Origin of the sequence: Qipengyuania profundimaris (genome assembly GCF_030717945.1) — a bacterium.
GTDB lineage: Bacteria > Pseudomonadota > Alphaproteobacteria > Sphingomonadales > Sphingomonadaceae > Qipengyuania > Qipengyuania profundimaris.
Genome location: NZ_JAVAIM010000001.1, coordinates 559170 through 578040 on the forward strand (window position 1 = coordinate 559170; position 18871 = coordinate 578040).

General features: G+C 63.8%; 26 protein-coding genes. 18 read left to right on the plus strand and 8 right to left on the minus strand.

What is annotated here, in order from left to right; all coding sequences use genetic code 11:
* Nucleotides 1-61: 61 nt before the first annotated feature.
* A complete protein-coding gene (locus Q9K02_RS02800) occupies nt 62-445 on the plus strand; it encodes a hypothetical protein (RefSeq protein ID WP_305931517.1) in 384 nt (127 codons plus the stop codon).
* Nucleotides 446-519: 74 nt separating this feature from the next.
* On the plus strand, nt 520-801 hold the full coding sequence (locus Q9K02_RS02805) for a hypothetical protein (protein WP_305931518.1): 282 nt from the start codon (nt 520-522) through the stop codon (nt 799-801).
* On the opposite strand, the gene Q9K02_RS02810 is transcribed toward Q9K02_RS02805, so the two are convergent.
* Entirely contained in the window at nt 798-1877 is a 1080-nt protein-coding gene (locus Q9K02_RS02810; RefSeq protein WP_305931519.1) for a DUF3667 domain-containing protein, read from the minus strand. The genes Q9K02_RS02805 and Q9K02_RS02810 overlap by 4 nt on opposite strands.
* Before the next feature lie 110 nt (nt 1878-1987).
* On the opposite strand from Q9K02_RS02810, the gene Q9K02_RS02815 reads away from it, so the two are divergent.
* Complete coding sequence (locus Q9K02_RS02815; protein WP_305931520.1) at nt 1988-2221, plus strand: DUF3072 domain-containing protein; 234 nt, start codon at nt 1988-1990, stop codon at nt 2219-2221.
* A gap of 60 nt (nt 2222-2281) precedes the next feature.
* Here Q9K02_RS02815 and rpoZ read toward each other — a convergent pair whose 3' ends face one another.
* Nucleotides 2282-2626 carry a DNA-directed RNA polymerase subunit omega gene (gene rpoZ / locus Q9K02_RS02820; RefSeq protein WP_278329290.1) on the minus strand — a complete coding sequence of 115 codons (345 nt, stop codon included), beginning with the start codon at nt 2624-2626 and terminating at the stop codon, nt 2282-2284.
* Between the two features lie 112 nt (nt 2627-2738).
* Between rpoZ and Q9K02_RS02825 the strand changes: the two genes are divergently transcribed.
* On the plus strand, nt 2739-3929 hold the full coding sequence (locus Q9K02_RS02825; RefSeq protein ID WP_305931521.1) for a phospholipase D-like domain-containing protein: 1191 nt from the start codon (nt 2739-2741) through the stop codon (nt 3927-3929).
* A 57-nt stretch (nt 3930-3986) separates the two neighbouring features.
* Nucleotides 3987-4529 (plus strand): hypothetical protein, encoded by a 543-nt coding sequence (locus tag Q9K02_RS02830; protein WP_305931522.1) that lies wholly within the window; start codon nt 3987-3989, stop codon nt 4527-4529.
* Here Q9K02_RS02830 and Q9K02_RS02835 read toward each other — a convergent pair.
* Complete coding sequence (locus Q9K02_RS02835) at nt 4520-6040, minus strand: replicative DNA helicase (protein ID WP_305931523.1); 1521 nt, start codon at nt 6038-6040, stop codon at nt 4520-4522. The two genes, Q9K02_RS02830 and Q9K02_RS02835, sit on opposite strands and share 10 nt — an antisense overlap.
* Before the next feature lie 128 nt (nt 6041-6168).
* On the opposite strand from Q9K02_RS02835, the gene Q9K02_RS02840 reads away from it, so the two are divergent.
* Genes Q9K02_RS02840 through Q9K02_RS02865 form a run of 6 tightly spaced genes read left to right on the plus strand, consistent with a single transcriptional unit; the run spans nt 6169 to nt 11395 of the window.
* Nucleotides 6169-6672, plus strand: coding sequence for a UPF0262 family protein (locus tag Q9K02_RS02840; RefSeq protein ID WP_305931524.1), 504 nt, complete (start codon nt 6169-6171; stop codon nt 6670-6672).
* A 4-nt stretch (nt 6673-6676) separates the two neighbouring features.
* Entirely contained in the window at nt 6677-7402 is a 726-nt protein-coding gene (locus tag Q9K02_RS02845; RefSeq protein WP_305931525.1) for a glycoside hydrolase family 25 protein, read from the plus strand.
* A gap of 10 nt (nt 7403-7412) precedes the next feature.
* Nucleotides 7413-7817 carry a cytidine deaminase gene (locus Q9K02_RS02850; protein WP_305931526.1) on the plus strand — a complete coding sequence of 135 codons (405 nt, stop codon included), beginning with the start codon at nt 7413-7415 and terminating at the stop codon, nt 7815-7817.
* Complete coding sequence (locus Q9K02_RS02855) at nt 7814-8833, plus strand: S66 peptidase family protein (protein ID WP_305931527.1); 1020 nt, start codon at nt 7814-7816, stop codon at nt 8831-8833. Before Q9K02_RS02850 ends, Q9K02_RS02855 begins: the two co-directional genes overlap by 4 nt.
* Before the next feature lie 55 nt (nt 8834-8888).
* Nucleotides 8889-10193: an amidohydrolase family protein gene (locus Q9K02_RS02860; RefSeq protein WP_305931528.1), complete on the plus strand. Its 1305-nt coding sequence runs from the start codon at nt 8889-8891 to the stop codon at nt 10191-10193.
* Nucleotides 10190-11395 (plus strand): amidohydrolase family protein, encoded by a 1206-nt coding sequence (locus Q9K02_RS02865; protein WP_305931529.1) that lies wholly within the window; start codon nt 10190-10192, stop codon nt 11393-11395. Before Q9K02_RS02860 ends, Q9K02_RS02865 begins: the two co-directional genes overlap by 4 nt.
* 18 nt (nt 11396-11413) lie before the next feature.
* On the opposite strand, the gene Q9K02_RS02870 is transcribed toward Q9K02_RS02865, so the two are convergent.
* Nucleotides 11414-11770: a hypothetical protein gene (locus tag Q9K02_RS02870; RefSeq protein ID WP_305931530.1), complete on the minus strand. Its 357-nt coding sequence runs from the start codon at nt 11768-11770 to the stop codon at nt 11414-11416.
* A gap of 99 nt (nt 11771-11869) precedes the next feature.
* On the opposite strand from Q9K02_RS02870, the gene Q9K02_RS02875 reads away from it, so the two are divergent.
* Complete coding sequence (locus tag Q9K02_RS02875; RefSeq protein ID WP_305931531.1) at nt 11870-12058, plus strand: hypothetical protein; 189 nt, start codon at nt 11870-11872, stop codon at nt 12056-12058.
* Nucleotides 12059-12093: 35 nt separating this feature from the next.
* On the opposite strand, the gene Q9K02_RS02880 is transcribed toward Q9K02_RS02875, so the two are convergent.
* Both Q9K02_RS02880 and Q9K02_RS02885 read right to left on the minus strand, forming a co-directional pair.
* Nucleotides 12094-13233, minus strand: coding sequence for a M14 family metallopeptidase (locus Q9K02_RS02880; RefSeq protein WP_305931532.1), 1140 nt, complete (start codon nt 13231-13233; stop codon nt 12094-12096).
* Complete coding sequence (locus tag Q9K02_RS02885) at nt 13230-13835, minus strand: DUF4136 domain-containing protein (protein WP_305931533.1); 606 nt, start codon at nt 13833-13835, stop codon at nt 13230-13232. Before Q9K02_RS02885 ends, Q9K02_RS02880 begins: the two co-directional genes overlap by 4 nt.
* 134 nt (nt 13836-13969) lie before the next feature.
* On the opposite strand from Q9K02_RS02885, the gene galE reads away from it, so the two are divergent.
* From galE to Q9K02_RS02900, 3 genes are all read left to right on the plus strand, one after another.
* Nucleotides 13970-14983, plus strand: coding sequence for a UDP-glucose 4-epimerase GalE (gene galE / locus Q9K02_RS02890; RefSeq protein WP_305931534.1), 1014 nt, complete (start codon nt 13970-13972; stop codon nt 14981-14983).
* A 285-nt stretch (nt 14984-15268) separates the two neighbouring features.
* The gene (ykgO, locus tag Q9K02_RS02895; RefSeq protein ID WP_050599643.1) at nt 15269-15394 is read left to right on the plus strand and encodes a type B 50S ribosomal protein L36; all 126 of its coding nucleotides are present in this window, start codon (nt 15269-15271) and stop codon (nt 15392-15394) included.
* A 102-nt stretch (nt 15395-15496) separates the two neighbouring features.
* On the plus strand, nt 15497-16102 hold the full coding sequence (locus Q9K02_RS02900) for an HAD family hydrolase (RefSeq protein WP_305931535.1): 606 nt from the start codon (nt 15497-15499) through the stop codon (nt 16100-16102).
* Between the two features lie 84 nt (nt 16103-16186).
* Here the strand turns inward: Q9K02_RS02900 and Q9K02_RS02905 are convergent, their stop codons facing one another.
* Complete coding sequence (locus Q9K02_RS02905; protein ID WP_305931536.1) at nt 16187-16528, minus strand: DUF8200 family protein; 342 nt, start codon at nt 16526-16528, stop codon at nt 16187-16189.
* Nucleotides 16529-16713: 185 nt separating this feature from the next.
* Here Q9K02_RS02905 and Q9K02_RS02910 point away from each other — a divergent pair, with 185 nt between their 5' ends.
* A complete protein-coding gene (locus Q9K02_RS02910; protein WP_305931537.1) occupies nt 16714-17268 on the plus strand; it encodes a winged helix-turn-helix transcriptional regulator in 555 nt (184 codons plus the stop codon).
* Between the two features lie 40 nt (nt 17269-17308).
* Entirely contained in the window at nt 17309-17590 is a 282-nt protein-coding gene (locus Q9K02_RS02915) for a hypothetical protein (RefSeq protein WP_305931538.1), read from the plus strand.
* Here Q9K02_RS02915 and Q9K02_RS02920 read toward each other — a convergent pair.
* A complete protein-coding gene (locus Q9K02_RS02920; RefSeq protein ID WP_305931539.1) occupies nt 17566-18378 on the minus strand; it encodes a hypothetical protein in 813 nt (270 codons plus the stop codon). The two genes, Q9K02_RS02915 and Q9K02_RS02920, sit on opposite strands and share 25 nt — an antisense overlap.
* A 142-nt stretch (nt 18379-18520) precedes the next feature.
* Here Q9K02_RS02920 and Q9K02_RS02925 point away from each other — a divergent pair, with 142 nt between their 5' ends.
* Entirely contained in the window at nt 18521-18868 is a 348-nt protein-coding gene (locus tag Q9K02_RS02925; RefSeq protein ID WP_305931540.1) for a hypothetical protein, read from the plus strand.
* The last annotated feature ends 3 nt before the right edge of the window (nt 18869-18871 follow it).

Genomic DNA, 18871 nt, shown 5'->3' on the forward strand with positions numbered 1-18871 from the left:
CCGGGATTCAGCAAACATCGTCGAAGGCTCCGTTCCTGATCCAGGGACGGAGCCTTTTTTTATGCGAACATACCTCATGGCCAGCCTCGGCCTGCTGGCGCTTGCCACTTCTGCAACCGCAGGGCCGGCCGATGTAAATGCGCAAGCTTTCTATGCCGATGCGCAGCAACTCATGGGGAAGGGCATGCGTGCGATGTTCGACAAGCGAACCAAACCCCGGATGGCGCAACTCAAGGCCGCTGCGGAATTGGCCAAGGCCGAGAACGACCGGGCGACTGCCAAGGGGCAGCCGATCTATTGCGTCAGCGATGCAGAGCGAAAGAAGGGTCTCAACGCCAACGCCGTCGTTGAAATGCTCGGAGCCGTGCCGGAGAGCGAGCGACGCCGCATGACGTTGGCTCAAGCGTGGCGCGCCGCGCTGATTCGCGAATACCCCTGCCGCTGATCGCCGCTGCGGAAACGCGACAGGCAATTCGCGCGTTATAGGGTCAGAACACCAAGATTGATGAGGAAATCGCCATGAACCGTCTCGCCATTGCCAGCCTTGCCGCCATCGCTCTCGCAGGCGTTACCGCCTGCTCCGAACAGACCCAGCAGGATGCCGCGCGCACAGCCGATCTCGCCGAGGACGATGCGCAAGCCAATCTTCAGGTCGCCGGGGAAGCGATCGAGGAAGGCGCGATCGAAGCTTCCGACGCAGTGAGCGAGGGGGCGGCGAATCTGCGCGACAATCTCGAAGCTGGCGACACCGAGGAACCCGGCCCCGCCCCGATCACCGGTGGCGAACCGGCGCGCGACTAGAACGCGCCCAGCAGCAGGAGCAGCTGCAGGAACAGCAGGGCGACGATGTTGATGAAGATCATCAGCACCGCCAGACGCCAGATCGCCGATCTGCGGCGCAGGGCGTAGGCTCCGCGCAATTGCTTGTAGATATGGATCGGTGGGATGAAGGCGATCATCGTGCCGTAAAGCCATTCGGGCGCGCCGATCTTTACCAGCACCGAAATCACGATGAACAGCAGCGACATGAAGGCGATCGAGTAGGTCACGAAGATCGCGTGGTCGTACGCCCCGAAGCGCCGCTTCCAGAAGAAGAGCAGCCACACGAAAGGCACCGATAGCGGGATCAGCAGCCAGCTGAATTTGTAGCTGTTGGCCTGCAGCTTGTAGAGCATGAGGCCGGGGTTGCTGCGCCATTTCTTCACGATCCCCTGATCGATCAGATCGATACCGGTCAGATTGATCGACTGGCTTTGCCGGTTTCCGTCCTTGTCTCGAAAGGCATAGTCCTCGCCTGCATCGATGGCTTCGATGGCCGTGGTCAAACCGTCGATCTGGTCGTCGATCTCGGCACGGCGCTCGGGATTGCTCTCGCCGACAGCACCGCGTTCCTGCTCGAGGGCGGCTTTTGCTTCTACCGCCTTGGCCCGCGCGGAAAAGCCTGCCTGATCGATTTCGCTCGGCGCGGTCAGGCCAACGACCTGGAACACGGCGAACATCAGGAAGATCGAGAACAGGAACAGCGCCATCGGGCTGACGAAGCGCTTGCGCTCGCCCTCGATATAGCGCCGGGTCAGCTCGCCGGGCTTGAACGCCAGCATCGGCAGGGTCTTCCAGGTCTTGCCTTCGAAATGCAGCGCACCGTGCAGCAGATCGTGCATGAAAGCGCCGACCGTGCGGTGCAGATGCGCTTTTTGACCGCAAGAGTGACAGTGACTGCCGATCAGCTCGGTGCCGCAATTGAGGCAGGCGCCTTCCGCGAAGTGTCCATCCTCCAGCTCGCGATGCTCCGGCTGGGTCTGGCTGCCCTTGCCGACCGCTTTCGCGAACAGCCCGCCTTCCACGGCCGTACCCAATGCTTCACCGATCTCGCTCACGCCCACCTCCGGCACCCGTCATAAGAAACGACGCGCCGAAGGTCATCCCCCAACATGACGCGGAACATATTGGGAACGACGCCGTTGGTTCGGCAAAGGAGAATTCCATCATGACTGCAACGAAGCCAGCCGAACGTCCCAAGACCGACCCCGTCTCGAATGCAGAAAAGGACCCCGACAACTGGACCACCGGCGACGAGCGCATGACCGGCGCGCAGGCAAGCTATCTCAAGACCCTGTGCGAAGAAGCCGGCTGTCCAGATCGCTACGATCCTGAGCTGACCAAGGCTGACGCATCCAAAATGATCGACGAATTGCAGGCGGAAACCGGCCGCGGGCAATAACCCCTAAACAAAAAGGCCGCCCGTGAGGCGGCCTTTCCATTCATATCCTGTTCCCCGCGATCAGCCGTCGTAATCGGCGCCGATCGAGGTGGAGCGGGTCGGGGCCGACGCAGTGATGCGAAGGGCTTCGGCCGACTGGCTGAGCGAGCCGACCTCATCGATCTCGTCATCGTCGTCCGGCAGGATCTTCTGCAGATTGGTGACCGCTGCTTCCTGCAGGTCCTTCGGCTTGACCGACTGCTCCGCAATTTCCCGCAGGGCGACGACCGGGTTCTTGTCGCGATCGCGATCGATGGTCAGTTCCGCACCGCCGGAAATCTCGCGCGCACGCTGGGCAGCCAGCAGGACGAGATCGAAACGGTTGGGGACCTTATCTACGCAGTCTTCGACGGTAACGCGCGCCATGGGGCACTCCGATGCAAATCAAGTGATTCCGGGAAAGAGCGCGACATAGGTGCGGCGCGGCTTTTCGTCAAGGAATTGCGCCGCGCCGCCAGCCGTTCTAGGCCGGTCCTGCATGGGGAGCGATCAACTCTACGCGCAGCAGGCTGCGCATGACGTCTGGCAGGACGACGAGCCCTTCGACGTCGAGGCGCAGGGCCATCGCCTCACCATCTACCCGGCCGGTGGAGACCGGCTCGAGGCATTGGTAGAGCTGATAGAAGGCGCACAACGCTCGCTCAGGCTGTTCTACTACATGTTCGTCGACGACGAGATCGGCACGCGCGTGCGCGATGCGCTGGTCGAAGCGGCCCGGCGCGGGGTATCGGTTTGCCTGATCGTCGACGGGTTCGGCGAGGACGTGGCCGATGATTTCTTCGATGAATTCAAGGAAGCCGGCGGGCAATACGACCGCTTCATGGCCAAGTGGTCGCGCCGTGCGCTGATCCGCAATCACCAGAAGATGGCGATCGTCGACGAAAAGGTCGCGATGATCGGCGGCTTCAATATCGAGAAGGCCTATTTCGAAGGGCCGGAAGCAAACGGCTGGCACGATCTGGGCGTGAAGCTGGAAGGACAAGCGGTCGAGCAATTGCTGGCCTGGTGGGACGAGCTGGCCGACTGGGTGGCGCAGCCGCGTGCGCAGTTCCGCTCGATTGTGCGCAAGGTCACCAAATGGAGCCCGCCCAGGGGGCCGGTGCGCTTGCTGATCGGCGGGCCGACCAAGGGCCTGTCCAGCTGGGCGCGCTGCGTTTCGGAGGATCTGGAGAAAGGCGACCGGCTCGACATGGTGATGGCCTACTTCTCACCGTCGAAGAAAATGCTCGGCCGGATCGGTCAGACTGCGTTGCGAGGCGAGGCGCGGTTGGTCATGGCCGCCAAGTCCGACAATGGCGCGACTATCGGCGCGACCCGATCGCTCTATCATTACCTCTTGAACAAGAATGCCAAGATCTGGGAATTTCGCCCCTGCAAGCTGCACATGAAGCTGCTGGTGATCGACGATGCGGTTTATCTCGGCAGCGCCAATTTCGACATGCGCAGCCTTTACGTGAACCTTGAGCTGATGCTGCGGATCGAAGATGCGGACTTCGCCGATCGCATGCGCGACTTTATCGCGCAGCATCATACCGCGTCCAAGCAGATCACACCGGAAGAGCACCGCAAGCATTCCACGCTGTGGAACCGCATCCGCTGGAACCTCAGTTGGTTCCTCGTCGCGGTGGTCGATTACAATGTGGCGCGCAGGCTGAATCTCGGCCTCTGACCTTCTGCGGAACGAGCGGCGACGCTGGGGCGTAGCCTAACCGTGAAGGAGAATTCGATGCGTATTGTGATGCTGCCCGTCCTTGTCGGCGCTCTTGTTGGTTGTGCCGAGCCGGTCGAAGAGGATGAGGGGGCGATCGAGCAGCCAGTCCCGATGACATCGGTCGACGCGCCGGCGAATACGCTTCCGCTGGTGCCTGGCGTTGTAAGTGAGACGATGCGGAGCGAGGCGAACCTCGTTTCCGACCTCGGATGTGTTTTCCGCCGGGGCGAGGAAACCCTGCTGGCAGCAGCAGCGAATTCGGTCTCTGCCGAAAGCGCGGAGGCGCTGATCGTTCTGGACGGCAGTCCCGTTGAACTCGAAATGAATGGCGGGGGCGGCTACAATACGTTGAGCCGGGGGGCGAGTTTCGCAGGCCCCGATGGACTTGAAGTCGAAGTAGAAGTCCGCGCCTCTGCACCCGTAAGCGAGACGCCGGCACCCGTCGTGGCGGAACCGAACTTCACCGGCAGCCTGAATCTCAGACGCGGCTCGCAGACCGTAACCTTGGAAGGTACCTACAATTGCGGGATCGATGCGGTGGACGAACCTCAGTCGTAATCCTCGTAATTCCGCACGTCAGGGCTGCTGAACTTGGTATACTCGCTGTGGAACAATAGCGGCACGTTACCGGTCGAGCCGTGACGCTGCTTGGCGACGATCAGCGTCGCCTTATTGACCAGCTCCAGATGGCGGGCCTCCCATTCGGCATATTTCATCCGCACCTCTTCGGAGGAGGTTTCGTCGGGCGTGTCGGGTTTGGTGGCGTTGTGATAATATTCGGCGCGGAAGATGAACCACACCATGTCGGCGTCCTGCTCGATCGAGCCGGATTCGCGCAAATCGGCGAGTTGCGGGCGTTTGTCCTCGCGCTGTTCGACCTGACGCGAGAGCTGCGACAGGGCGATCACCGGCACATGCAGCTCCTTGGCGAGCGTCTTGAGACCGCGGCTGATCTCCGAAATCTCGTTCACCCGGTTGTCGCTCGCGCGGCCCGATCCCTGCAGCAGCTGCAAATAGTCGACCACCACCAGCCCGATATCGTGCCGGCGCTTCAGCCGTCGTGCCCGCGTGCGCAACGCGCCGATCGTCAGCGCAGGCGTGTCGTCGATATACAGGGGAAGGTCTGTCAGTTCCTGACTGGCGAATGACAGGCGCTGGAACTCCTCGCGGCTGAGCTTGCCCGAGCGCAGCTTCTCGCTGGAGATTTCCGCCTGTTCCGCGAGGATACGCGTAGCAAGCTGGTCGGCGCTCATTTCCAGGCTGAAGAAGGCCACGCCCGCGCCGGGAGAATCCGCGCGGTCTATTCCGTCGCGCTCGTCGCGCATGAGGCGCGAGGCGGCGTTGAAGGCGATGTTGGTCGCAAGCGAGGTCTTGCCCATGGCAGGGCGGCCCGCGAGGATCACGAGGTCCGAATTGTGGAGGCCGCTGGTCTTGTCGTTAATCGTGTCGAGGCCGGTGGTCTTGCCGGAAAACCTCCCGCCCGAATTCATCGCCGCCTGCACCACCTGCAATGCGCCGAATGCGGCAGTGCGGAAGCTTTGCGCCTCGCTGCCGGTGCTCGCCCCTTCAGCCACGCGATAGAGATCGGCCTCGGCCTGCTCGATCTGGCGGAGCGGCTCGACCTCGTCCGACGTGTCGAGCGCCCCTTCGACCAGCGTGCGGCCGACGCTGACCAGCTGGCGCAACAGGGCGAGATCGTAAATCTGGTCGGCCAGCTCGCGCGGGTGCAGCAGGCCCTGGCCGTCGGCGGTGAGTTGCGCCAGATAAGTCGTGCCGCCCAGTTGCTTGAGCGCTTCGTCGCTCTCGAAATAGGGCTTGAGCGTAACCGGGGTCGCCACTGAATTGCGGTCGAGCAGCTTGAGCACCCGCTCGTAGATCCGCTGGTGCACCGGCTCGTGGAAATGATCTGGGACCAGCGGCGTGGTCAGTTCCTCGATCACCTTGTTGTCGATCAGGACGGCGCCGAGAAACGCCGCCTCCGCCTCGAGGTTGGCGGGCAGCTGCGTGCCCTTGTCCGCCTTGTCGGCAGTCGAATCGTCGGCGGGGAAGAGGAGATCGGTATCGGCCATCGGGCTCTGATGACGGGCGGGCACCCCTGCTGGCAAGTTGCAATGCAGCCACTTCGCTTGTGGATATCGGGGACTATTCGCCAAGCCCTTGCCCCGGCCCGCATAAACCTGCGAAAGCGGGCGCAAGCATGACCGATTCCGCTTCCGCCAGTCCCGATCACCGGATCGCCAAGGTCGACCTCGACGAGGAGACGATCATCTGGCGCAACGCCGATATCGAGCAGGAGAGGAAGATCGCGATTTTCGACCTGATCGAGGAAAACACGTTCAAGCCGCTGCGCGCAGCCGAGCGCGGGGCGAGCGGTCCTTATCACCTGCGGCTGGCGGTGCGCGACGGGCGGCTGTTGATGACGATCGCCGATACGTCGGACGAATTGCTCGAGGAACTTTTGCTTGGCCTCGCCCGCTTCCGACGCCCGATCCGCGAATATTTTGCCATCTGCGACAGCTATTACCAGGCGATCCGCAAGGCCACTCCGGCAGAAATCGAGACCATCGATATGGCCCGCCGAGGGGTGCACAACCGCGCGGCCGAGCTGCTGATGGAGCGGTTGGAAGGCAAGATCGAAACCGACTTCGCTACCGCGCGCAGGCTGTTCACGCTGATCTGCGTGCTGCACATCAAGGGCTGATCGGGTGGCTCGCAGCAAGCGCAAGCGCAAGACGAAGCGGCAGGGGCTGTCCGGCGGTGCCAAGGCGGCACTGCTCCTGGTCCTCCTTGTCGGCATCGGCTGCGCGTATTTGTGGTACGACCGGCGCAGCTGGCGCCCGGACGAGGCGGAATGGCCGGACCAAGGCGCCATCATCGCCATCAGCGACGGACCGGTCGCTTTCGATACGTTGAAGGGTCTGGGGGCCAGCTTCGCCTATATCGAGGCAAGCGACGGCAACGAGGGCCGTGATATCGCCTTCGCGCAGAATTTCGCGCGGGCGAGGGCGGCCGGTCTCGAGGTCGGCGCCGCGCATCGCTTCGACCCTTGCGAGGTGGCTGACGGGCAATCGGCGAATTTCGTCACCATGGTGCCGCGCGATGCGAGCCTGCTGCCGCCGGCCATTCTGCTGGAGCGCACGGCAGGCGATTGCCCGGAGCGCATCTCCGATGCCGCAGTCCAGAGCGAGCTGATGACGCTGGTCAACCAGATCGAGGCGCATTCCGGCAAGGCGGCCATTCTCGCGCCGACCGAAGAATTCGAGGAAGCCTACGGCGTTTCGCGCCGCATCGACCGGCAATTATGGCTCACCAGCAGCTGGTTCGAGCCTGAATATGGCGCGCGGCCCTGGCTGATGTGGACGGCCAACCGCTGGTACAAGAGCGAGGCGGCCGATGCGTCGCTCCGCTGGGTCGTGGTGCGGCCGTTATGACGAGGACGAAATGACCGACGACGATCTGATCGCTGCTGCGCGCGGCGCTGCCGAACATTCCTATTCGCCCTATTCCGATTTCGCGGTGGGGGCAGCGCTGCGCTTTGCCGACGGCAGCGTGGTCACCGGCACCAATATCGAGAATGCGAGCTATGGCCTGGCGCTTTGTGCGGAAACGGTCGCGGTGTCGAAGGCCATGGCAGACGGCGTGCGCGGCGGGCTGGAAGCGATCGCGGTGACCGGCCCCGGCACCGCGCCGATCACCCCCTGCGGTCGCTGCCGCCAGGTACTTAACGAACTGGCGCAGTTGGGCGGCACTGATCCCGAAGTCCTGTGCGTAGGTCCGGATAGCGTACGCCGGGTCCGGCTGTCGCAACTGCTGCCCGACGCGTTCGGACCGACCAGCCTGGTATGATTGACCGGCGGCAGGCGCTCGGCAGCATGGGCGGCGCGCTTCTCGCCACCGCATTGCCTGTGCCCGTGGGTGCCGCCGTCGCGCGAAAAGCGCCGCGCTTGCGCGTCGGCGACACGGTCGGTCTCGTCGCGCCGGCAAGCGCCCTGACACTCCCGTGGGAACTCGACCGGGCGCAGCACTGGATCAGGGGGATGGGTCTGGTGCCGAAGCTCGGCCAGCATGTCCGCGAGCAGAACGGATATCTTGCCGGGACCGACGCGCAGCGGGCGGAGGATTACATGGCGATGGTCGCCGATCCGGACGTGCGCGGCATTTTCGCAGTCCGCGGAGGTTGGGGCGGGGCGCGGATCCTGCCGCTGCTCGACTGGGACGCGATCCGAGCCAATCCCAAGCTGCTGATCGGCTATTCGGATACGACCGCGCTGCATCTGGCGATCGCGGCGCGGGCGGGCTTCCCGACGATCCATGGCCCCAATGCCGCCAGCCGATGGGAGCGCGAGAGCTGGGAAAGCTTGTGGCGGCTGGCTTTTGCTGCAGACACGCCGGTGTTGGGCGGGGCCGACGCCGAGCAGGCAAGCGGCCGTGCGGGGCGGACGATCGCCGGAGGGACGGCGAGAGGCCGCTTGCTCGGCGGTAATTTGACGATTTTTTCGACTCTGATGGGGACTCCGTGGTTGCCCAGCTTCGACGGCGCGGTGCTGTTTCTCGAAGACGTCAACGAGGACGTCTATCGCGTCGACCGGATGCTCCAGCAGCTGCGGTTGGCTGGCGTGCTCGGCAAGCTATCGGGAATCGTCTTCGGGCAATGCACGAGATGCGAACCCGAAACGCAAGACCAGTCGGGCTTCGCCCTCGATGACATTCTCGACCATCATCTCGCTGCGCTTGGCATCCCGGCTTTCACCGGCGCCAACATTGGCCACGTCACCAACCAGCTCGCCATGCCGCATGGGGTAGAGGTGGAGCTCGACGCCGATGCACGCACACTGCGCTTGCTTGAACCGGTGGTCGCCTGATCGGGCTTGCGGGGGAGCGATCCGGCGCTAGTGTGGTGCGTCGAGGGAGTATTTCATGATTTCAACCGCAATTCGCACCGGCGCTGTCTGCGCCTGTTCTGCCGTGGCGCTTTGGGCGGGCGCAGGACAAGCGCAGGAACGGGCTGTGGCATTCGAGGGCGCGACCATTCACACCATGGCCGGCCCTGCGCTCGACAATGCCACGCTGGTCGTCGAGAGCGGCAAGATCGTAGCGGTCGGCACCAACGTGGCCGTTCCCGCCGATGCCGAGCGCCGCGATGCGAGCGGCATGGTCATCATGCCGGGTATCGTCGATACGCATTCGCACATCGGCTCGGTCGCGGGTGCTGACAGCAGCTCGCCGATCCAGCCCGAAGTCCGCGCGATGGATTCGATCAATCCCCGCGATGCCAGCATTGCCAAGGCGCGTTCCGGCGGGGTCACGACCGCCAACGTCATGCCCGGTTCGGGCTGGCTGGTGAGCGGGCAAACCTTCTATATGCGACTGCGCGATGGCGAGACGATCGAGGACATCGCGTGGTTCTTCCCCGACGGTTCGGTGATGGGCGGCTTGAAAATGGCCAATGGCACCAACCCGATCCGCGAAACGCCTGGCTTCCCGACCACGCGCGCCAAGTCCGCCGCGCTGGTCCGCGCCGCCTTCACCGAGGCGAAGGCCTATTGCGGCGGCGACAAGAAGACAGTCGATCTCGGCAAGGAAGTGCTGTGCGAAGTGCTGTCGGGCAAGCGGCTGGTGCACCACCACACGCACCGCGCCGACGACATCATGACCGTGCTGCGCTTGCAGCGCGAGTTCGGCTTCAAGGTGCTGATCCAGCACGGAATGGAAGCCTGGAAGGTCGCCGAGGAACTGGCCGTGGCCGGTATCCCGGTTTCCAACATCCTCGTCGATAGCCCCGGCGGCAAACTGGAAGCGCAGGAATCGCGGCTCGATACCGCCGCCACACTGGAACAGGCTGGCGTGCTGACTTCGCTGCACTCTGATGACGGCATCATCGATTCGCGCCTTATGTTCCGCCAGGCCGGAATTGCCGTGCGCGGCGGGATGAGCCGCGAAGGCGCGCTGCGGGCGCTCACCATCAATGGCGCCAAACAGCTCGGGCTGGACGACCGCGTGGGTAGCCTGGAAGTCGGCAAAGACGCCGATTTCATCCTGCTCTCCGGCGATCCGCTGTCGGTCTATACCGATGTCATGGAGACCTGGGTCGAAGGAGAAAAGCTGTTCGACCGTACGACCGAGGAAGGCAAACTGCTGGCCGAAGGCGGCTATGGCGCGGGCAGCCCGATGGAGCTCGCCCATCACCACTGGGAAGCAGCGGAAGCGGAGGCCGGACAATGATCAAGCATATCGCCAAGTCGCTCGCCACAGCTGCCCTTGCCCTGGCCCCCGCCCACCTCGCCGCGCAGGATGTTGCCGTTCGCGCAGAGACGCTGCACACGATGGATGGCGCTGCAATCAGTGACGGTGTCGTCGTCATCCGCGGCGGCAAGATCGTGAGTGTCGGCCCCGCTGCCAGCACCGGCGTGCCCGAGGGCATGGAAGTGCTGACCGCCAAGGTGGCGACGCCCGGCTTCGTCGATGCGCGTACGGTGGTCGGCCTTGCCGGCTATCTCAACCAGTTCGACGATCAGGACCAGCTCGATACGGGCGCTGCGCTCCAGCCGCAGTTGCGCGCGATCGACGGCTACAATCCGGACGAGACGCTGGTCGACTGGGTCCGCTCGTTCGGGGTTACCACCATTCACACCGGGCATGGCCCCGGCACCGTCGTGTCGGGCCAGACCATGGTCGCGAAGACCTGGGCCAAGACGGCCGACGCCGCGGCGATCGTGCCGCGCGCGATGATCGCGGCCAACCTCGGCCCGAATGCGCTCGACAGCGACAAGGGCCCCGGCACGCGGCCCAAGCAAATGGCTCTGCTCCGCGCGGCGCTGACGGCAGCGAAGAGTGGCGATGCCGAGGCAAAGCCCGGCGCTGCGACCAAGCTCGATACCCAGGTCTGGAAGGATGTGCTGGCGCGCCGCGTGCCGCTGATGGTCACCGCCAATCGCTCGCAGGACATCATGAGCGCGCTGCGCCTCAAGGAGGAGTTCGGCATCGATCTGGTCATCGACGGCGGCGCGGAAAGCTATCGCCTGCTCGACCAGTTGCGCGAGGCCGGGGTGACGGTGATCCTGCACCCGACCATGGGCAGGCATTATGGCGACCTGGAGAATGCCAGTTTCACCACCGCCGCAACCCTGCGCGAAGCAGGTATCCCCTTCGCGCTGCAGTCCGGCTACGAAGGCTATGTTCCGAAGACCCGCGTGATCTTGTGGGAAGCGGGCTGGGCGGCGGCCAACGGCCTTGCGCCCGAACATGCGCTGGCCTCGATCACGATCGATGCGGCCCGGGCTGTCGGGGTCGGCGAGCGCGTCGGCTCGCTCAGCGTCGGGAAGGATGGCGATGTCGTGCTGTTCGATGGCGACCCGCTGGAATACACCAGCCATGTCACCGGCGTCGTGATCGACGGGCGCGTGGCGAGCCGGGAGGTGCGCTGAACCGAGCGCGCGCCCGGCTCAGTTCTCCTTGCAGCGAATCCAGTGGGTCTTGCCGGCCCATGTCACCTGCCCGTCGTATGTCCAGCCGTTACGCTTCGTGCGCATCACCAGCAGCGTGTTCATCATCTCGGCATCGGTGAGTTCGAGGCGCATCTCCTCGTCATCCAGCCACCATTGCGGCGCCTGAACCGGGATTGTCTTGCCGTCGACCCAAAGATGTTTGGCGACGATCGGCGCGCCGGGGACGTGGCCGAAGCCGATGGAGACCTTGATCTCCGGCTCAGCTGCCGTCGTGCAAAGCAGGCCGCCGGTCGCGGCTGCCGGGGTGGAGGCGAATGCCGCAATCATCGCGGCGATGGATGGCAACTTGCGCATTGGCCCGAGGTGCCACCCGCTAGCTGAATTTTCGCTGTCCGGCATTAACCATTGCGTACCGCTTTGTGCGCTAGTCTCGCCGCGTCAGGAGATGATTCGATGAAATTCGTGAAACTGGAATCGCGCGGCGGCAATTACCTCGTCGTCGCCAGCAATATCGCGTGGCTCAGGACCGGCGAGAACGGCCAGACCAACGTCGGCATGGTCGGCGGCCAGCCGCTGCTGGTCACCGGATCTATCGAAGAGGTCGCGCAAAAGATTACCGACGGTATCGCCGCCAACGAATAATGGAGCCGGGGCGCGTAGCTGCGCCCCGGCCCCCTTCAGCCCTTGTCGCTATCCAGCCATTCGAGCAGGCTGGCGAGGCAGTCGCGCGCCAGCATCTTGCAGCGTTCCGGACTCCAGCCCTGCTCGGGCTCGGGGCTGGCCGGATTGTCCTTGTAGGGCATTTCCAGCGTCATCGCCGTCGCACCGAAGCGTTCGGCGACCTGGTTGGTGCTCATCGACAGATTGGCCTTGCCCGGTGCCGACTTGGTATAGCCCTGCTCGGTCTGGAAATCGGGCGTGCGCCGGTCGAGGATGCGCTCGTAGAGATAGAAGCGCTCGCCGTGCTCGTCGGTCCAGCTCGGGATGCCCTCGTAGCCGGCGAGGAAGGCAACCGGGATCGCCTCGTCGCCGTGCACGTCCATCGCGAAATGCACGCCGGTTTCGTCCATCGCATTGCGGATGGCGAGCACTTCGGGGCTCTTTTCCGCAGTCGGATTTTCCCACTCGCGGTTGAGATTGGTGCCGACGGCATTGGTGCGCAGGTGCCCGCGCTTCGATCCGTCGGGATTGGCATTGGGCACAACATGCAGGCGGCAGCGCTGGCGCAGCAGGCGGCCGACGCTGTCGGTGGGATCGGTCAGCACTTCGAGCGCACCTTCCATCCACCATTCGGCCTGCGTCTCGCCAGGGTGCTGGCGCGCATAGAGCCACACCTGCGTCTCACCTTCGCCCATCGACAGGCAGTCGATCGGCTGCCCGTCGAGCGTGGTGCCGAGGCGCTTGTAGTCCACACCTTCGCTTGATGCGGCTTCGGCCACGAGATCGTGGTGCCGGTCCATCGAATAGGGCGCAAAATAGGCGAAATAGGCGATATCGCTGGCGGGGGTATAGCGGATCGTCAGCGTGCCGTTGTCGGCGCTCTCGTCCCAGCTCGACGCCGCACGGCCCCAATAATCGCGATCTTCCGACACGCAGGCATCGTATTGCGGCCAGCCGCCCGGATAGGCGCTGTCGTTGAGGCCGGTGATCTTCAGTTCTAATTCGCGCCCCGCGGCGCCGCTCACGCGGAAATGGAACCACTGCGCAAACTCGCTTTGATGGTCCTTGCGGATGGCCAGCCTGGCACTCGCGCCGTCGACGGACAGGACTTCGATATTGCCGCTGTCGAATGCGCAATCGATATGGATGTCGTTCACTCGGGTACCTTCACTTCGATCGTTTCCCCATTGTTGCCGGGAAACTCCCGGAACAGCGCGGAGGCGACCGTCTGGGCGTTCGCCGTGCCGCGCGCAAGGGGGGAGTCTTCGGGCGGGCTGAAATCGGCGCGACCTTCCCACAGGCTCGCGCCACCGGCGGCTTCGCTGATGCGGACCGACAGTTCCGTGCCGAGCCGATCCTTCTCGCCGCCGCCGAGGTTGATGCCGATCCCGACACCAACGCCGGATCCATAACCGCCTGTTCGTCCGCCGACCCCGACACTGACGGGACTACGGCGGCCGTTCGATCCGATGACGTACCCATCCACCCCGACCTGGGCGATCTGGCTGGCGCTGGCGCGGTCGGTCTCGACATAACCCAGCGCGGCGAGTTCGCGCGCCACGGCAGCCTTGTAGGGCGCCATGGCCAGACTATCGCCATCGGTGCCGGGCATGGTCTCGACGAAGATCGTACCCTGGCCGAGCCGGGCCAAGCTTTCCGGGGCGACGAACCGGGTCACTTCGACCGGGCCCGGCGGTGTCGCGCATCCGGCAAGAGCGAGCGCGGCGCACAGGCAGCTCAGCGATATCATCGGTTTCATCATGCGATCCTTTCACGGCTCGTCGCCAGATTGCGACAGTTGCCTAACGCATGGGCAGGGCAATCCGCTCCGGAACATGGCGGCAGGCTCTCTAGGTCGTTGCCGTTACCAATTCGTATGCTAGGGCGCGGCCCATGGACAATGGACAGAAAATACCGGTGCTGGTGACGGGCGGAGCCGGCTATATCGGCAGCCACGCGGTGCTTGCCTTGCGCGATGCGGGCTGGCCGGTGGCAGTGATCGACAATCTTTCCACCGGTTTCGCCTTCGCGGTGCCAGAGGAGGTGCCGCTCTATGAGGGCGACATCGCCGATACGATCCTGCTGGAGCAGATTTTTCTCGAGCAGGGGATCGGTGCGATCATGCATTTCGCCGGGTCTGTCGTCGTGCCGGAGTCGGTCGAGAACCCGCTCAAGTATTACGACAACAACACGGTGAAAAGCCGCGCTCTGATCGAGGCTGCGATCGACGGCGGGGTCGGGCACTTCATCTTCAGCTCGACCGCGGCGACCTATGGCACGCCCGATGTCGAGCAGGTGAGCGAGGACACCCCGAAGCAGCCGATCAATCCCTATGGCTGGTCGAAGCTGATGACCGAGCAGATGCTGGCCGACGCCAGCGCGGCGCACAGTTTCAACTATTGCGCGCTGCGTTATTTCAATGTCGCAGGTGCGGATCCCGAGGGACGGACCGGCCAGTCGACAGCTGGCGCGACGCATCTTCTCAAGGTCGCCTGCGAGGCGGCGACCGGCAAACGCGATCATGTCGCGGTTTTCGGCACCGATTTCGAGACGCCCGACGGCACCGGCGTGCGCGACTATATCCATGTAAGCGACTTGGCGAAGGCGCATCTGATGGCTCTTGAGGTACTGATCGCGCAGCCCGACCGCTCGCTGACGATGAATTGCGGATATGGCCGCGGCTTTTCGGTGCTCGAAGTGCTCGACGCAGTGGACCGGGTAACCAACCAGACCATCGACCGCCGCATGCAGCCGCGCCGCGCGGGTGATCCGGCCAAACTGATCTCGGACCCGTCGCGCATCCGGGGGGCGTTGCCTTGGGAACCGCAGTTTGCGGATCTGGATACGATCGTGAGCCACGCGCTGCAGTGGGAGCGGCGGCTGGCGGAGATCAGGGGAGAGGGGTAGTTTTGTATGGTGTAGAAAGCGCATCCGCGCTTTCCTTGCGGTTGTTGCGTCCCACGCCCCCACCCGGCCACCCAATCAGTATAGTGCCGTGGGTGGCCGGGTGGGGGCATGGGACGGAACAGCAAGGGCTGGACGGATGTCCAGCCCGCACGCAACTAAAACCTTCTCGAAGCCACCGTTCCCCCAATCACCCTTGACCGGAATCACCCCCGCCGCTAACGGGCGCCCTTGAATTTGCCGCGTCGGGGCTTATCTCCGGCGCGTATTTATTTGACGAGACAAATCATGAAGATCCGCAACAGCCTCAAGTCCCTCAAGGGTCGCCATCGCGATTGCCGCGTCATCCGCCGTCGTGGGCGCACCTATGTGATCAACAAGACCAACCGCCGCTTCAAGGCCCGCCAGGGCTGATTTGGCGCGCTGCCGCACCGGCAGCGTGGATGTGCAAGACCGGCCCGGCCCCGCAGGGGTACGGGCCGTTCGCATTTGGGCTAAGCGCATGAAGGTGATGCAATGACCGTGGAAGCCGTCGTGTTCGATGTCGGGCGCGTGCTTTACCAATGGCAGCTGTCGCATTTGTTCGAGCGGATCGTCGACGATCCGGCGCGACTGGATTTCCTGCTGTCCGAGGTCGTGACCGAAAAATGGCACTTCGAGCATGATCGCGGCCGTGCGCTGGCCGACATGGTGCCCGAGAGGATCGCACTCTATCCCGAATATGAAGCCGAAATCCGCGCCTATGCGACGCGCTTCAACGAGACGATCCCCGGCCCGGTCTCCGGAAGCATCGAAATGGTCGAGCGATTGGCGGCGCGCGACGTCCCGCTGTACGCGATCACCAATTTCGGCGCCGAATTCTGGGCGGGCTTCCGGCCGACTGCGCCGGTGTTCGACCGGTTCCGGGACATCGTGGTGTCCGGCGAAGAGAAGCTAGCGAAGCCCGATCCCGCCATCTTCGAACTCGCCTGGAAGCGCTTCGGTCATGACGCTGGGGCAATGCTGTTCATCGACGACAATGCGGCAAATGTCGCTGCGGCGAAGACACTCGGTTGGCAGGTCCACCATTTCAGCGATGCCGCGACGCTCGAAGTCGATCTCACCGCGCGAGAGTTGATCTGACATCAAGAAAAAAGGGCCCCCACGATAACGCGGGGGCCCATGAGTCGTCCCCACGATGGAGAGGGCGGGGAGGGGCGGGGGAAATCAGCCGTTGCACTTCGCCAGCTTGTCTTCGGCCAGCGCTTCGCCCTTCGCGGTAAAGCCGGCGATTTCGCCGACGTCGCGCTGGAGTTCGCGGCACATGCGCATCGGACGCGACGTGCCCTTCTCGGCAACGCAGGTAGTGCCGTTGCACTGCCAGGCGACGCCGCCGGCGACGATCAAGCGATCCTTGGCCGGCTGAGCCAGTTCGGCGGTGTAGAAGGGTGCGTTGGGGGCGGCGGTGGCGGGTGCGGGTGCAAGCGCCACACCGAAGCTGGCGGTGGTCCAGGCGACGGCACCAACGATGGCACCGAGATTGACCGAGCGGGGGAGGGAGAGGGTCATGAGAGGGTCCTTCAAAAGCTCCAGTTCTAATCAACCGGCTTGCCATTCGAACTATCAGGTTTCAAAAAGCAACCAGTTGCGAATCACTACCTATGACTTTAAGTTGCATGTAGCAACCTATTTTTTGAAATATTTTGGATTTGCGGCAATTTGCGCTAGATAGGTTGCAAGAAGGGAACTGATCCATGGGCGATATCCGCGAACCGCTGCGCGAACTGACCGAATGCGGGCTGCCGCAGGCGCTCGAAGTCATGGGGGAGCGCTGGTCCTTCATGATCCTCCGCGCCAGCTTCAACGGCCTGCATCACTTCGAGGAGTTCCTCAGCGAACTCGGGATCGCCCGCAACATCCTATCCAATCGCCTTGCCAAGCTGGTCGAGAACGGCATCCTCCGTCGTGATCCCTGTCCGGACGATCGCCGCAAGATCGAGTATCGCCTGACCGACAAGGGCTTCGACCTGCTGCCCGCCATGGTCGCACTGCGCCAATGGGGCCAGAAATACGGCGCGGAAGTGACCGAGAATCCGGTACTGGTAGACGAGCGCGATCGTCTGCCGATCGGCCCGACCTCGATCCTCAGCCACGATGGGCGCATCCTCGGCCCGCAGGATCTCGCCTTGGTCGAACGCTCCGATCTCGGCGTGCGTGCCGATGGCAGCCAGGCGGACCAGAAGGGTTCCCTCGGCCTTGGCGAGGTAATCGACATCGAAAGCCTACGCCGCGCCAAATCCGCCGCCTGAGCGCACGCCCGACGGGCGCTATATCGTCGTTCGCGGCCGCTTGTGGCGCGCGAGCAATCCAGCCCTACCGGAGGACGAGCGCCAGCGGCAGGTTAATGCCTTGATGGATGCGCGCCGGGCGGTCGGTGCGGCCAAACGAGCTGGCGATCCTGCTGCGGAAAAAGCCGCTCGTGCGGAAGTCCACCAAGCGAAAGTCGCGCTTGGCGAACGCGGCCCGGTGTGGTGGGACGACGGCGCGCCCGACTACAATCGCCATCTGCTCAAGAATACGCCCTATGCTGACGAAGCCGACGCAGATCAGGGCTCGCGCCGCAGCTCGTAGTCGATCCGGATGCGTACCCACTCACCCACCTGCGGCTGCCCGCCGATCTGCGGTGGACGAACCTTGAACTGCCACGCCGCCGCAAGCACTGCGCGCCCGATCTGCGAGCCGCTGGGCCACTCGTCGACCAGCACGCAATTTTCTACTCTGAATCGCGGTGCGGTCTGGCAATTGATCAGGCCCCAGCCCGGTCCGCTGGCCGTCGAAAGATAGCCTGCCAGCTCCCCATTAGTGGGTTCGCGATACCAGCGCGCGGCATAGAGCGGCTCGCCGTTCGGCCCGCTTCCCGCAATGCGCTGCGAATCGCCCGGTCGCGGCGTGAACGCCGGGCCGATCGGACCTGCACGCTCTCTACTTCTTGCCTGCGGTTGCAGCGCGAGATCGAAGCTGGGCGACGATGTCGGTGCGGTCCGCAGTAGGGCAGGCGGTGGGGTGGGCTGCGGAACCGCCTGGTCGGGAACAGGCTCCGGCGAGGTAGCTTGAGGTTGAGCTTGGACGGTGGCGGGCGCAGGCTGCGGAGGCGGCTCTGCCGGCGCCTCGTCGGCCTCCTCTCGCGCATCGCTCACATCGAATGTCGACACCGCATCACGCATCGGCACGGGGTCGCGGCTCACCAGCCCGAGCGACAGCAGCAAAAGCAGCAACAGCGCTTCGAGCAGGATTGCAAAGACCAGACCACCAGCCTTGCGCCGCGCATCGTCATCGAGCGCATGCCACCACTCGCGTAGCCGTGACATCGCGCCGTATGACGCCATTCGCTCGGCGGGTTCGGAGGATGCGAGAGACATGGGGTTCAGGAAAACAGCCGGTGTTGCGTGACGTCACATGCCAGCGTGGCTGCGTGACGTCATCGTTAAAGTGATCTCAACACGTCGCATCTAAAGGCAGAATCGTATTCGCGAATCTGAATAACTAGGCCGGACCAATTTCGTGATCGATATCGAAGTTCAGAACGAGACCCACCAGACGGTGTTCACCATCAAGGCCGTCACCGTGCCGCGCATCGGCGAGGGTATCCGCCTGCAGGAGCCGGGCGGCAATTGGGCCTCCTACGACGTGCTCGACGTGTGGTACCAGAAGGCCGAATATGGCGACGTCTGGCTGCCCTACGTCCACGTCCGCATGACGCCGGACGAACTGAAGGCCGTCGAGATGGCGAAATCGAACCCGATGGTCGACAAGGCCCAGCAGGTGCCGATCGAGGACTTCCTGAAGAAATTCGAAGGCGACCACGAGCACGAGACGGTCAAGCTCAACCTCGACATGACCGAGGATTGACCG